Below are 12,610 nucleotides of genomic sequence, written 5' to 3' on the forward strand. Positions count from 1 at the left end.
GAAATTTCTAAATTTTGCAGTCAATTGCACAAACAAAAACCGCGCCTTTCGGCGCGGTTGATTTTTTCGCTTTCGGTCTTCGATTAACGGAAGAGCGACAGAATGCTTTCGGAGTTGCTGTTGGCGATCGAGAGAGCCTGAACGCCGAGCTGCTGCTGGGTCTGCAGGGCCTTGAGGCGGGTGGACTCTTCGTTCATGTCAGCGTCCACGAGGCGGCCGATGCCCTTGTCGATGGAGTCGGACAGCTTGGAAGCGAAGTCTTCCTGCAGGCCGATACGCATGGAGAGCGAGCCGAGCTTGGCTGCGGCGCTCGTCATTGCCTTCAGGGAGTTTTCAACCAGCGTCAGTGCTTCGGCCATGTTGGTGGCGCGGTCTGCGGCTGCATACTGGGTGATGTCCAGTGTGTAGACGGACTGGGCGGCGACGGTCGTGAACGTTCCGGTCGTGCCGAGAATACCGCTCGTGTCAGGGGCGCCCGTGGCGTCAACCGAACCGAAAAGAGTGTTGCCGGTTGCGGTGTTGTCGAGGGCGTACTTCGTGGTCGTGACGTTAACGGCACCGCCGGTGGAGCGAACAAAGCCAGCAACGACCGACTTGTCCGGGTCCGTGCCGGGCGTGGCAGCGCCGAGGGTCGAAGTGCCTACGAGCCAGTTTTCGCCGTAGAAGGATGCGCCCTGTGCGATCGATACGAGCTGGTTCTGCAGCTGATCGATTTCTTCCTGAACCTTGGTGCGGTCGACGCCTTCTTCAGTTGCCGTGACCAGCTTTGCCTTGATTTCCTTAACGACTTCGATTGCCGATTCCATACCGGCAGAAGCGGTGTCTACCTTGGCGGCGCCGAGGCCGAGAGCGTCGGAAACCGAGGAAAGCGCCATGTTGTCGGAGCGCATGGTGGTCGCGATCGACCAGTAGGCAGCATTGTCAGCAGCTTCGCCAACGCGAAGGCCGGAGGAAACGCGTGCCTGGGTGGATTCCATGTTCTGGCCGATGGTGCGCAGAGTCTGGAGCGCAGACATTGCTGCGACATTGGTAATAATGCTCGTCATAGTAGTGTGCCCCTTGAATGGCTGATTAAAGAAGGGACATTCCGGTTTCACCGGGAACGGCGCACAGCATCATGCCTGCTAACTGGCTGATTTTTAACGTTAGCTCGCCGTTTCGATGAGCTTAGGTAACGCCAGTTTGGTTAATGAATTGATAAGCGGGAAAAGAAAATCAGCATTATGAAAATTCAAAATTACAACTCTCGCGCGTGCGCGCGCGTATCCCGAAATATTTAAAAAAAAGATAAGGCCGCATCCTTATTCGGGATGCGGCCTGTCTGGTGCATTCGGTTCGATTCAGCCTATCGAACCTTTATGCTTTCTGCCCGGATATGCATTTGGTCAGCCCCCGAATGCATGTGGGAAGAAAATGGGTCCCCCAGCCCCGAAGGGCTATGAGAAGCTCAGCTCTTAGCGGAAGAGCGACAGGATGTTCTGCGAGTCGCTGTTGGCGATCGACAGAGCCTGAATTGCCAGCTGCTGCTGCGTCTGCAGAGCCTTCAGCTTGGTGGACTCTTCGTTCATGTCGGCGTCGACGAGGCGGCCAACACCCTTTTCGATGGTGTCGGACAGCTTGTCGGCGAAGTCGGTCTGCAGGTCGATACGTGCAGACAGCGAACCGAGCTTGGCGCCGGCGCTGGTCATCTTCGTCAGAGCGGTTTCAACGGAGTAGAGGGCGTTGTCGAGATCGTCGGTGGTGACGTTCATGTCGAGAACGGAGATCTGGGTGTAGGTCTTGGCGCCGACAGTCGTCGTCGCACCGGTGGCGTTCAGGATGCCGGAGTTGGCGTCGATCGTGCCGGGCGTAGCTTCCGTGTAAAGCATGGAGTTGGCGTCGAGAGCGTAGTCCGTCGTCTTGACACTGACGTTGCCGCTGGCGTCACGAACGAAGCCGGAAACAACCGTCTTGGTGGCGTTGGCGCTGGAAACGAGCCAGTTTTCACCGTTGAAAGACGCGCTCGTGCCGATCGACTTCAGCTGGTCGAGCAGCTGCGTGACTTCTTCCTGAACCTTGGCCTTGTCAACGCCCTGTTCCTTGGCGGCAACGACCTTTGCCTTGATGTCGGTGACAACCTTGATGGCGGCGTCCATACCGGCAGATGCGGTGTCAACCTTGGCAGCGCCCATGCCCAGTGCGTCAGATACTGCACCGAGAGCCTTGTTGTCCGAACGCATGGTGGTCGCGATCGACCAGTAAGCAGCGTTGTCCGAAGCCGAACCAACCTTCAGGCCGGAAGAAATGCGGTCCTGCGTGGTCGACAGGTCGGAAGCGATGGAACGCAGGGTCGAGAGAGCGGCCATTGCGTTGGTGTTGGTGAGAATGCTTGCCATAATAAATGTGTCCCTTGTTTTTACGAGATACTGGAGTGGGGACATACCGGGTTTGGTATTACCGGTCGCAACGTTTCGGCTTCATGCCACTCGGTTCGGAAATGCTTAGTTTCAGAAACCAAACCCGCTGCGTGTAGAAAGAAACTCGCAGCGAAAAATTGCCCAATTATTAATTTGAGCGCCAAGAAATATTGGAAAATACTTATGGTTACTTTTTGATTTAGTTAAATGGTAATTTTTTTATTGAAAAAGATAGTTACCAAGTCGCCAGAAAAACTGGTAACCAAAGCGTAAAAACGCGCAAAACCCGCGTAGCTGGGCGCGCGGGGTTAAAAAACAGGGTTAACGGGTGTCAATCAGGCACAGAGGCCGTCAGTTGAACGATCTGACGAGACTGCCGACCAGCAGGTTCCAGCCGTCGATCAGCACGAAGAACAGGATCTTGAACGGCAGCGAAATCGAGGTCGGCGGTAGCATCATCATGCCCATCGCCATGGTGATGGTTGCGACGATCAGATCGATGACCAGAAACGGCAGGATGATGAGAAAACCGATCTCGAAACCGCGCCGGATTTCCGACAGCATGAAGGCGGGAACCAGCACACGGTAATCGACGACATTGTCGGTCATCACTTCCTGGCCGCGCTCGCGGGCGATGTCCACGAAAAGCTTCAGATCCTTGTCACGCGTATTGGCGTTCATGAAGGTGCGGAAGGGCTCGGCGATGCGCTGCACGGCTTGCTGTTCGTTGATCTGGTTCTGCAGAAGCGGCTGCACGCCGTCGGTCCAGGCTTTGTCGAAGGTGGGCGACATGACGTAGAAGGTCATGAACATCGCCATCGACAGCAGGATCATGTTGGACGGGGTCGAAGCCAGTCCCATGCCGGATCTGAGGATCGAAAAGGCGATCACGAAGCGCGGAAAGCTCGTGACCATGATCAGGATGCCCGGCGCGACCGAGAGAACCGTCAGCAGGCCGAAGGTGCGGATGATCCATGCCGCAACGGAGCCGTCTATCTGCGTGTTGAACAGATCGGACGGAAATTGCTGGGCACTGGCAAGACCCGGCAAGGCAAGGAGGACGGCGATGGTTACAAGAAATCGAATCATTCGATGACAAAGGTCCGGAACATGACCTTGGATACGCGCCCTTGAGAGCGCAGGTCAACTCGTTCCTGAATGTCATCCTTAAGATATTGAAAGCCGCGCGGCCCTTCCAGCTGCTGAAGGGAAACGGTACGGACATAGGCCATGATGTCCTGGTGGATTTCTTCCGCGAGACCCACCTCGACCGGCCCCTTGAACATCAGCGCCACTTCCAGCCGCACCCAGTTCGTCGAGGGATAGGCGAGGTTGGTGGTAATGGGATCGAGCTGGACGATGCCGTTGGCCTCGGCCGAGATTTTCTCGATGCCCTCTTCCTTTTTCTCGCCGTGTCCGCCGGCGGCAGCCGGGGCATGCGCCTCCGCGCCGGCGATCTTCGGCGCGATCATGCCGCCCACCAGCCAGCCGCCGCCCGCGCCGAGCAGGGTGAGGATCGCAACGCCTGCGATGGTCATGACCAGAGGGGAGGATTTTTTCTTGCCCTCAGCCTGTTCGTTTTCCATGGGTCAGTCCCGTTCCCGTGTGCCGAGGTCAGAGCGGCGAGAACAGGTCGACGACCTGTTGCCCGACCGGGGGCTGCTGCACTTCCGTCAGACGTCCGCGACCGCCATAGGAGATGCGCGCTTCGGCGATGCGCTCGTAGGAGATCATGTTCTGTGCATCCACATCCTGCGGCCTGACGATACCGCCGACATTGAGGATGCGGATTTCGTGGTTGACGCGCACTTCCTGCGAACCGCTGATGATGAGGTTGCCGTTTTCCAGAATGCCGGTCACCACGGCGGCCACCAGCAGCGTCAGCTTTTCAGAACGCTTGGTCTTGCCCTTTGCCTGGGTGTCGGTGTCGGAACCGTAATTGATGCTGGAATCCGCATCCGGCGTCCATCCCAGAATCTGAGCTTTGGCCTTCCAGTTCAGCCCACTGGAATTGGTGCGGTTGCGCTCGGTCTCGTTGTCGAAGTCGGCCTTGTCGTTGATCTGGATGTTGACGGTCAGGATGTCGCCGATGTTGAGCGCGCGCAGATCCTTGAACAGGGCGCCCTGGCTGTCGCTCCACAGCGAATAGCCGCTCGCCATGTGCTTCGGCTGCTTCGGATACATGCCCATCTGCGGCGTCTGGCTGAATTGCAGGCCGCTGCCGATCGGGCTCATCGCGGGTGCGTTGCCGATTTCCTTCAGGGTCTGGTTGTTCTGGCAGCCGGCAAGCAAGGCGAGCGGCAGGAGGAGGGCCGGAAGACGACGCGTGCTCATGAAGGATCCTTCGAAGTGTTTTTATCGGTTGCCTGCGACATGATGCCGGCGACGACGGCGGCCTTCTGCGCATCCATCTCGCTGAGGATGAGGCCCGACTGGCGCGGGGGCAGCTGCATGATGATGGCGGCCGCTATTTCCACATGCATCTTTTCGAGCTGCGGCGCGGCGGCATCGGCCTTCATCGTCTTGTAGATATCGACGAGATTGCTTTTCGCCTGATTGAGGAAATGTTCGCGGCGGGCCAGCCAGTCCTCATATTCCGCCTTGCGGTCTTCCAGCACGGCAATGCGCTCATTGACGTCGGACTGCAGCTTTTCCAGCTCCTGCTTTTGCAGCAGATAGCGCTGGTCGCGGGCCGCATCGGCGATGTTGGTGCAGAATTTCTGGATTTCATCCTGCGTGCTGAGTTCCGAAACCACGTTCTGCTGGCTTTCCGCGCCAGCAGCGGGAAGCAGGAAAAGCAGCGAGGCGACGGCCGCGAAGCGGACAAGGCCGTTCGGGAAAGAGTTGTTCTTCCGAGTTTCCATCATTGCAGCACAAGCTCCGCCTGAAGGGCGCCGGCGGATTTGATGCCTTGCAGAATGGCGATGATACCGTCCGCCTTGAGCCCGATGCTGTTGAGACCGGCAACCAGCGTGCGAAGGTCAGGCCCTTCGACGATGGCAACCTTGCTGCCTTCCTGCAATGCCATGATATCCGTCTGCGGCTGAACGGCCGTCTGGCCGCGTGAGAAGGGCGCCGGCTGGATGACCTGCGGCGTTTCCGTTACCTGCACGGTCAGCGTTCCGTAGCTGACGGCGACGCGGGAGATGCGCACATCCGCGCCGATGACGATCGTGCCGGTGCGCTCGTTGATGACGACCTTGGCCGGCGTATCCGTTTCTACGGTCAGGTTTTCGATTTCCGCCATCAGCCGGGTCAGATCCGCGACACGGGGCTTCTGCACCGCGATTTCCTGCGAATCGCGCGGCTCGGCGATGGGATCGCCATAACGGGCGCGCGCAAAGGCGTTGACGACATCGGCGACGCGCACCGCTGTCGAAAAATCGGGATTGCGCAATTGAAGGACCAGATTGACCGAATCCTTGAACTTGGACGGCAGCTCCCGCTCGATGATCGCGCCGTTTGGCACGCGGGCAGAGGTCGTGACGCCCTGCGTCAGCGTCGCGGCATCGCCCTGGGCGGAAAAGCCGTTGACGATCAGCGCCCCTTGGGCGACTGCGTAAATCTGCCCGTCCGCGCCGGAAAGGGAGGTCATGATGAGCGTGCCGCCGCGCAGCGACGAGGCGTCGCCCAGCGAGCTGACCGTCACGTCGACACGGCTGCCGGGGCTGGCGAAGGGCGGCAGATTGGTCGTCACCATCACGGCGGCGATGTTCTTGGCGTTCGACTGGCCGCCCTGCGTGGTGATGCCGAGATTCTGCAGCATCGCGCGCATGGATTGCTCGGTAAACGGCGAGGAGCGCAGGCTGTCGCCCGTGCCCTGCAGGCCGACCACGAGACCGTAACCGATCAGCTGGTTGTCACGCCCCGCCTGCAGCGATGCGATATCCTTGATGCGGGATGTATCCGCGTACGCTGCCGGAACGGAAAGGAAGGGCTGGGCCGAAAACAGAACGGCCGCGGCCAGAATACGAAGCACTCTCATTTCGCCATCACCTGAATGGTTCCGTCCTTCATGACCGTGCCGTTGACGATGACGCCGGAATCGATGTTGCGCACCCGCACGATTTCGCCGAGCGAGCCGTCGGTCATCGGCGTTCCCGAAGCCATCAGCGTCATGTTGCCGATGGTGAAGACGAGTTTGACGCTGGTGCCGCGCACCACAAGCGAGGGTTCGCGCAGGGCGGCAACGGGGATCGTGCGTCCGGGAAGCAGGGTCTGCTTGGAGATCATGCCTTCCACTTCGCTGATATCGCTCGCATAACCCGAGGAAATATTGGGATTGGTCACTTCCACCGGCTTTACCTGTTCGGGCGTGATCGTCTCGCCCGGATAGATCGTGCGGGTGGGAACCAGCGCCATCGGCGCCTGGGCAAGAGCGGGCGTCAGGGCGCCCAGTGAAAAGGCAGACGCAAGGCATATACGGACGAGCGCCGTTCTGCTGCTGCTATGTTTCCGGCCAAACCTCATGTTCGCCTGCCTTTCCGTTCTTACTTCAGGTTCTTGCTGACAATCGAAGCCATTTCGTCAGCGGTGGTGATGACCTTGGAATTCATCTCGTAGGCGCGCTGCGCCGTGATGAGGTCGGTGATTTCCTTGACGGCGTCGACGTTCGAGCCTTCGAGATAGGACTGCTTGATGTAGCCGTAGCTCGGATCGTCAGGCACGCCGATCACCGCGTCGCCGGAGGCCGGCGTCTGGGCGAAGAGGTTGTCGCCGAGCGGCTTCAGGCCGGCTTCGTTGGCAAAGTTGGCGATGGTGAGCTGGCCGAGTTCGGTGAATTCCGTGGCATTGCCGATACGGGCGGTCACCTGGCCCGTGCGGGTAACGGTGATGTCCTGCGCATCGGTCGGGATATTGATGTTCGGAATGACGTTATAGCCATCGATCGTCACGAGATTGCCGTCGGCATTCTTGTTGAAGGCGCCGGCGCGGCTGTAGAGCGTCGAACCGTCAGCCGCCTCGATCTGGAACCAGCCCTGGCCGATGATCGCCACGTCCAGCTTGTTGCCGGTCTCGATCAGGTTGCCTTGGGTGTGGATGTTGCGCACGGCGGAGGTCTGCACGCCGAGGCCGATATTGGCGCCTTCCGGCACGATCGCCTGGTTGGCCCGGTTCGGCACGCCCTGCATGCGCTCGGTCTGGTAAAGAAGGTCGGTGAACTCCGCCCGCGCGCGCTTGTAACCGGTGGTGTTGATATTGGCGATGTTGTTGGCGATGACTTCCAGATTGGTCTGCTGGGCGTCCATACCGGTGGCAGCGATGGCAAGAGCTCTCATGTCAATATTCCTGCTGGGCTAGATCTGCATCTTGGTAATGTCGAGATAGGCCGACACGATCTTGTCTCGGAGCGCGATGGCGGTTTGCAGCGACTGTTCGGCCGAAAGCATGGCATCGACCACTTCACGCGTATTCGCCTTGCCCTGAATGCCTTCGAAGGAAGCGACTTCCGCCTTCTTCAGATTGTTCATCGCATCCACCGAGATATTGCCGAGAACGCTGGCGAAGCTTGCGCCCGTCTGCTGGGCGGGCGTCGTATGCTCGCTGCCGAAAACGCTTTCCGTCAGCGAGGAAATGCCGCTTGCGCCGCGGGTGAGCGAAAGGGAACTGACTTGCTTGATACCGTCGATCATTGCGATGCCTTCAGAAGGTCGATTGTGGAGGCGACGAGGTCGCGTGTCTGGCGGATGACCTGAAGATTGGCGTCGTAGCTGCGGTTTGCTTCGCGCATGTCCGCCATTTCGATCAGGATATTGACGTTCGGCATCTTCACCATGCCATTGCTGTCGGCGGCCGGGTTGCCGGGATCGTACTCGTTGACGAAATCGCCACGGTCGACGCCGAGCTTTTTCACCGTCACGCGTTCCACGCCGCTGACGCGGTCCAGCTCTGAACCGAAAGTGATGGTCTTGCGGCGATAGGGGTCGGCGCCGGGGGTGTCGCCGGTCGATCGGGCGTTGGCGATGTTTTCGGAGACGATGCGCAGTCGCGTGGACTGCACTTCCAGGCCGCTGCCGGCAATCTTGCTCGCCGCACTCAAGGGATCCATGGCTTACCTCTTAACCGTCATCAGCATCATGCGATGGAAGGATTTGACGAGATTGGCGTTCAGCTCGTACTGCCGCTTGATCTCGCCGGTCTTGGTCATTTCTTCCGCAAGCGCGACCGAATTGCCCGATTCCTGCATGCCGATCTCGTTATTGACCGGGTTGTCGCGCACCGCGATATTGTCGCTGAGTGTGCTCTCGCCGAAGTGGGCAGGGTTGGTCCTCGCCATGCCGACCTGCTGGCTGGTGGCCTGCATGACCGCTTCGAAAGGGCTGACATCCTTGGCGCGGAACTTGGGTGTGTTGGCGTTGGCGATGTTGGTCGCCACGACTTCCTGCCGCACGCTCAGCCATTCCGCTTGGCGGGATGCCAGATCGAACAGTTGAATCGGTTGCATAGACTTCTCCATCTCGTATGGCCCGAACCTACGGGGCTAATCTTGCGTCAGACTTGCGGAGAGGGGAGAAGGCGTGGAACGGCGCAAGACGCCGATATGGATGCGGCCTGCCAAAAACAAAAAGGCGCGCCGGCAGATGCGGCGCGCCTTTTGAGCCAGAGAAAAATCTTTTATTTTTCAGGACGATAGGTCTTTCCGGAAGACGTTTCTATCAGCCATTCGCCGTTGCGCTGTTCGATCTTCGTCAGCAACGCATTATCCGGCAGGGTCGAGCCGACCCTCACCATATACATGCCCGAACCGTCCTCGATCAGGGCGCGCCCGTTGGAAACATGCAGCAGACGGAAGGAGGTCTGGCCGGGGAAGGGTTGGTCCTCGATCCCGGCTGCCAGATTGTTCTGTTTTTCCTTGCCGCCTGCGTTCACGGTCGCCGTCGTCAGCATGTCGGGCAGCTCCGCCGGCGGCGGGGTGTCTTCCTTGTTGCGGTTGGTCATGGCCATCGGCGAAACGCTGAAGACTTCCCGCGGGCCAGTATGGGGCAGATCGCGGGTGCGGTCGCCGCCCGCCACTTTCATGCCGAACTTTTCTTCGTTGAAGAAAACGTACCAGGGAAAGAAGGCTGCCGCGGCAGCAAGCGTAATGCCTGTCCATGCGAGAATACGGTCGGGCGTGAAGAAAGCGGGCTTGGGCAGCACGTCTTCATCATGGCTATCGTTGGTCCGTTTTTTCTTCACGGGTCAGCCTCTCGCTCTGGGAGTTACCTGCGGCTGACCGTTCTGCGCGCCGCTCCGCAAGGCGGTCGCCAGATCAGCATAGGCATCCTGCGCCGCCGGTTCGTTCGGCAGCTGCTTTAACGTTTCGTAGATGATCGGAACCTGCTTCACCGCCATGTCGAGATCAGGATCGGTGCCGGGCCGATAACCGCCGATGAGGCGAAGATCGCGCGTTTCCTCGAAGCGATGCACCAGCGCCTTGAGGCGCGACACCAGCTTTTCCTGATCCGGTGTCCAGGCCTTCTTGGCGAGACGCGAGATCGAGGCGAGCGGATTGATTGGCGGGTAACGGCCTTCTTCGGCAAGGCTGCGGTCAAGCACGATATGGCCATCGAGAATACCGCGCGTCGAATCGGCAATCGGGTCGTTGTGATTGTCGCCATCCACCAGAATGGAGACGATGGCGGTGATGGTGCCGGTGCCTTCCGCGCCCGGTCCCGCCCGCTCCAGAAGGCGCGGCAGTTCGGTGAAGACCGAGGCCGGGTAGCCGCGCGCCACCGGCGGCTCGCCCGAAGCGACCGCCACTTCGCGGATGGCATGGGCAAAGCGCGTCACGCTGTCGATGATGAGAAGAACATTGTCGCCCTGATCGCGAAAATGTTCGGCGATGGTGACGGCGGAAAGCGGCGCCATCTTGCGCAGCATCGGGCTTTCATCGCTTGTCGCAACGACGGCGATGGACTTGCTCATGTTCTCGCCCATCGTGTCTTCGATGAATTCGCGCACTTCGCGGCCGCGTTCGCCGACAAGAGCAATCACCACCTTGTCGAAGGCGTCTGCCTTGGCGAGCATCGACAGCAGCGTGGATTTGCCCACACCGGAACCGGCGAAAATGCCGAGGCGCTGGCCGAGGCAAAGCGGCGAGAAGATATCGATTGCCCGCACACCGGTCTTGAAAGGCGTTTCCACCCTTTTGCGCGTCATCGAGGGCGGCGCATTGTTGGAAATCGAACGGCGCTCGATGCCGGAGGCCAGCGGCCCCTGGCCGTCGATGGGTTCGCCGAGCGCATTGATGGTGCGTCCGCACCAGCTGTCGTCGGGCGAGACGCGGAAGGCGCCCTTGCGGATGACGGTGTCGTGAATGCCGATCGGCTCGCCGGGCTCGATGGGGCAGACATAGCAGATGTCCGGTTCCACGCGCACCACTTCGCCGAGATGAATGCCGGTCGCGCTGCGATGGGCGACGAATTCTCCGAGCCGCACATGCCGTGACAGGCCGGAAACCGTATAGTGCCCGGCGGCGATGGTGCGGACATGCCCGCCATGCGCCACCGAGAACTCCGGATCGGCATAATGCCCTGCAAGGCTTGCTAGCTGTGCGAGCTTCGGTGAAATGGCGTCAGCCGAGAGCATGGATTCCGGCATTGTCATTACTCAGTTCCTCAACGCGCGCCGCCAAGCGTCTTGATGCCTTCGCCGAAGGTCGATTCGGTATCGCGCATCAGCGAGGAGATGCTTTCAAAGGCGCGGTTGACCTGGATGAGCTGGGTCATCTGGGAAATGCCGTTGACGTTCGACTGTTCGAGATAACCCTGAACGACGCCGACTTCATGATTGTTGACCACCGGAACCGGCTGGGCCACCGGCTTCACGCCACTATTGGGATGACGCAGGAACCCTTGCGAGAAATCCGCCTGGAAGATGCCGAGGGTGGCGACGATGTTTTCGTTCTGCCGGATGGCGCCATCGAGACCGACGGTGATCGGGCCGCCATTCGGATTGAGCTGTATCGGACCGCCGCCGGCATCGAGAACGGGATAACCGTTCGAGGAGATGAGCGCGCCGTCCGGACGCATGGTGAAGCGGCCGTCGCGGGTCAGAATCTGGCCATCGGGCGTATCCAGCGAAAACCAGGCGTCGCCCTTGATGGCGAAATCGAAGGAGTTGCCGGTCTGCTCGAAAGCGCCCTGACGGGTGGAGAGATAGTCGTTGCCCTGCGAAACGAAAGCCACCCTGGCATTCATGTCATTGTGGTTCTTGGCGACCATTTCGTCGAATTTCACTTCGGAGCCGCGGAAGCCGACCGTGTTCACATTCGCCATGTTGTCGGAAATGGTGGTGAGACGGCGCTCCAGCGCGATCTGCGAGGACAGGGCGACGTATAGTCCGGATTGCATATCATTTGCCTCCGAGTTTCAGGGAGTTGATGGAGATCAGCAGGTCCGGGGAAATGCCGTAGCCGCTGGAGGAGCCGAAAACGGCAAGAGGATCATAGGTCGTCGAGGGGTTTTGCATTTCCCACATGATGGTGAAACGCTCGAGCAGCTTGCCGACCTTTTCGGGATCCTGCAGATCCTTGATATCGATGGTTTTTTCGATGAGCGCCGCCTGTTTGTCGACATCGGCGGCGGCAAACTCGTCGGGAAGGTTGTAGGCCGTGCGAAACACCTGCGCGAGCGCATCGTCCGCCAGAAAGTCGAGGCCGGATGTAATGGTTGACGCCTTGCGTTCGAAATAAAGGGCAAGCCGGACGCCGTTATTGTCGTCGCCCGCTTCCTGTTCCAGCGTCTGGCGGGTGTATTTGCCGATGACGCCCGATTTGGCGGCCTCGGTGGAGGTCGCCGCGGCCCCCAGGCCGGCAAAATCCAGCGACTTCGCAAAATCCGCATAACGGCTGTCGGAGAGCTTGTTGGCGAAGGCGTCCTTGTCCGAGGTGCCTTCCGTCAGCACCTTGCGGATGAAGGCCTTCGCATAGGCCATATCCTCGAGCCCGTGCGCCTTCAGCGCGTAATTGTAAAGGCGCGTATCGGCCATGAAATCGTCGATGGATTTCACATCGCCGATCTTCGCGCGGTAATATTCGGTCTCGCGCGCCACGTCGGGCTGCTCCGACACACGCTCAAGCGATTTGCCGATATCCTGACTGATCAGTCTGTAGCTGGTGTAGGTGGAAGTCACTGAACCGCCGCTCTCGTTTGATCCCGATCTCAAGGCGCACGTCCGCCTTTGCCGGCATAGTGCCGTGGCTTGCTTGTGCGAAACTGGCTGGAGGCGGC

Annotated in this window: 16 protein-coding genes; all 16 read right to left on the reverse strand. The window is 59.6% G+C overall.

Annotated elements, in window-relative coordinates; genetic code table 11:
• Positions 1-83: 83 nt before the first annotated feature.
• A complete protein-coding gene (locus RAC79_RS01985) occupies positions 84-1,046 on the reverse strand; it encodes a flagellin (protein WP_078051263.1) in 963 nt (320 codons plus the stop codon).
• A 408-nt stretch (positions 1,047-1,454) separates the two neighbouring features.
• A complete protein-coding gene (locus RAC79_RS01990; RefSeq protein WP_065654464.1) occupies positions 1,455-2,375 on the reverse strand; it encodes a flagellin in 921 nt (306 codons plus the stop codon).
• Positions 2,376-2,747: 372 nt separating this feature from the next.
• On the reverse strand, positions 2,748-3,485 hold the full coding sequence (gene fliP, locus RAC79_RS01995; protein WP_059760555.1) for a flagellar type III secretion system pore protein FliP: 738 nt from the start codon (positions 3,483-3,485) through the stop codon (positions 2,748-2,750).
• On the reverse strand, positions 3,482-3,982 hold the full coding sequence (locus RAC79_RS02000; protein ID WP_065654462.1) for a flagellar basal body-associated FliL family protein: 501 nt from the start codon (positions 3,980-3,982) through the stop codon (positions 3,482-3,484). The genes fliP and RAC79_RS02000 overlap by 4 nt, the downstream gene beginning before the upstream one ends.
• Before the next feature lie 28 nt (positions 3,983-4,010).
• Positions 4,011-4,730, reverse strand: coding sequence for a flagellar basal body L-ring protein FlgH (gene flgH / locus RAC79_RS02005; RefSeq protein ID WP_078051262.1), 720 nt, complete (start codon positions 4,728-4,730; stop codon positions 4,011-4,013).
• Entirely contained in the window at positions 4,727-5,263 is a 537-nt protein-coding gene (locus RAC79_RS02010) for a MotE family protein (protein WP_078051261.1), read from the reverse strand. The genes flgH and RAC79_RS02010 overlap by 4 nt, the downstream gene beginning before the upstream one ends.
• Positions 5,260-6,381, reverse strand: coding sequence for a flagellar basal body P-ring protein FlgI (locus tag RAC79_RS02015; protein WP_142844031.1), 1,122 nt, complete (start codon positions 6,379-6,381; stop codon positions 5,260-5,262). Before RAC79_RS02015 ends, RAC79_RS02010 begins: the two co-directional genes overlap by 4 nt.
• Positions 6,378-6,866 carry a flagellar basal body P-ring formation chaperone FlgA gene (gene flgA, locus RAC79_RS02020; RefSeq protein ID WP_059760559.1) on the reverse strand — a complete coding sequence of 163 codons (489 nt, stop codon included), beginning with the start codon at positions 6,864-6,866 and terminating at the stop codon, positions 6,378-6,380. Before flgA ends, RAC79_RS02015 begins: the two co-directional genes overlap by 4 nt.
• A 20-nt stretch (positions 6,867-6,886) precedes the next feature.
• The gene (gene flgG / locus RAC79_RS02025) at positions 6,887-7,675 is read right to left on the reverse strand and encodes a flagellar basal-body rod protein FlgG (protein WP_004432499.1); all 789 of its coding nucleotides are present in this window, start codon (positions 7,673-7,675) and stop codon (positions 6,887-6,889) included.
• Positions 7,676-7,693: 18 nt separating this feature from the next.
• Entirely contained in the window at positions 7,694-8,029 is a 336-nt protein-coding gene (locus RAC79_RS02030; protein ID WP_142844030.1) for a flagellar hook-basal body complex protein FliE, read from the reverse strand.
• Complete coding sequence (gene flgC / locus RAC79_RS02035) at positions 8,026-8,445, reverse strand: flagellar basal body rod protein FlgC (protein ID WP_004432501.1); 420 nt, start codon at positions 8,443-8,445, stop codon at positions 8,026-8,028. Before flgC ends, RAC79_RS02030 begins: the two co-directional genes overlap by 4 nt.
• Before the next feature lie 3 nt (positions 8,446-8,448).
• Positions 8,449-8,841 (reverse strand): flagellar basal body rod protein FlgB, encoded by a 393-nt coding sequence (flgB, locus tag RAC79_RS02040; RefSeq protein WP_004432502.1) that lies wholly within the window; start codon positions 8,839-8,841, stop codon positions 8,449-8,451.
• A gap of 170 nt (positions 8,842-9,011) precedes the next feature.
• Positions 9,012-9,536 carry a hypothetical protein gene (locus tag RAC79_RS02045; RefSeq protein WP_374996852.1) on the reverse strand — a complete coding sequence of 175 codons (525 nt, stop codon included), beginning with the start codon at positions 9,534-9,536 and terminating at the stop codon, positions 9,012-9,014.
• A 42-nt stretch (positions 9,537-9,578) separates the two neighbouring features.
• Positions 9,579-10,985 (reverse strand): flagellar protein export ATPase FliI, encoded by a 1,407-nt coding sequence (fliI, locus tag RAC79_RS02050; RefSeq protein WP_078051257.1) that lies wholly within the window; start codon positions 10,983-10,985, stop codon positions 9,579-9,581.
• A gap of 11 nt (positions 10,986-10,996) precedes the next feature.
• Positions 10,997-11,731 carry a flagellar basal-body rod protein FlgF gene (gene flgF / locus RAC79_RS02055; RefSeq protein WP_004432506.1) on the reverse strand — a complete coding sequence of 245 codons (735 nt, stop codon included), beginning with the start codon at positions 11,729-11,731 and terminating at the stop codon, positions 10,997-10,999.
• 1 nt (position 11,732) lies between these two features.
• Positions 11,733-12,512 (reverse strand): DUF1217 domain-containing protein, encoded by a 780-nt coding sequence (locus RAC79_RS02060; RefSeq protein ID WP_035263933.1) that lies wholly within the window; start codon positions 12,510-12,512, stop codon positions 11,733-11,735.
• Between the last annotated feature and the right edge of the window lie 98 nt (positions 12,513-12,610).

Origin of the sequence: Agrobacterium sp. LR_9 (genome assembly GCF_041954855.1) — a bacterium.
Lineage (GTDB): Bacteria > Pseudomonadota > Alphaproteobacteria > Rhizobiales > Rhizobiaceae > Agrobacterium > Agrobacterium leguminum.

Coding starts and splice junctions, on each gene's coding strand:
- RAC79_RS01985 (WP_078051263.1), bottom strand. CDS start 1,046: ATGACGAGCATTATTACCAATGTCGCAGCAATGTCTGCGCTCCAGACT.
- RAC79_RS01990 (WP_065654464.1), bottom strand. CDS start 2,375: ATGGCAAGCATTCTCACCAACACCAACGCAATGGCCGCTCTCTCGACC.
- fliP (WP_059760555.1), bottom strand. CDS start 3,485: ATGATTCGATTTCTTGTAACCATCGCCGTCCTCCTTGCCTTGCCGGGT.
- RAC79_RS02000 (WP_065654462.1), bottom strand. CDS start 3,982: ATGGAAAACGAACAGGCTGAGGGCAAGAAAAAATCCTCCCCTCTGGTC.
- flgH (WP_078051262.1), bottom strand. CDS start 4,730: ATGAGCACGCGTCGTCTTCCGGCCCTCCTCCTGCCGCTCGCCTTGCTT.
- RAC79_RS02010 (WP_078051261.1), bottom strand. CDS start 5,263: ATGATGGAAACTCGGAAGAACAACTCTTTCCCGAACGGCCTTGTCCGC.
- RAC79_RS02015 (WP_142844031.1), bottom strand. CDS start 6,381: ATGAGAGTGCTTCGTATTCTGGCCGCGGCCGTTCTGTTTTCGGCCCAG.
- flgA (WP_059760559.1), bottom strand. CDS start 6,866: ATGAGGTTTGGCCGGAAACATAGCAGCAGCAGAACGGCGCTCGTCCGT.
- flgG (WP_004432499.1), bottom strand. CDS start 7,675: ATGAGAGCTCTTGCCATCGCTGCCACCGGTATGGACGCCCAGCAGACC.
- RAC79_RS02030 (WP_142844030.1), bottom strand. CDS start 8,029: ATGATCGACGGTATCAAGCAAGTCAGTTCCCTTTCGCTCACCCGCGGC.
- flgC (WP_004432501.1), bottom strand. CDS start 8,445: ATGGATCCCTTGAGTGCGGCGAGCAAGATTGCCGGCAGCGGCCTGGAA.
- flgB (WP_004432502.1), bottom strand. CDS start 8,841: ATGCAACCGATTCAACTGTTCGATCTGGCATCCCGCCAAGCGGAATGG.
- fliI (WP_078051257.1), bottom strand. CDS start 10,985: ATGACAATGCCGGAATCCATGCTCTCGGCTGACGCCATTTCACCGAAG.
- flgF (WP_004432506.1), bottom strand. CDS start 11,731: ATGCAATCCGGACTATACGTCGCCCTGTCCTCGCAGATCGCGCTGGAG.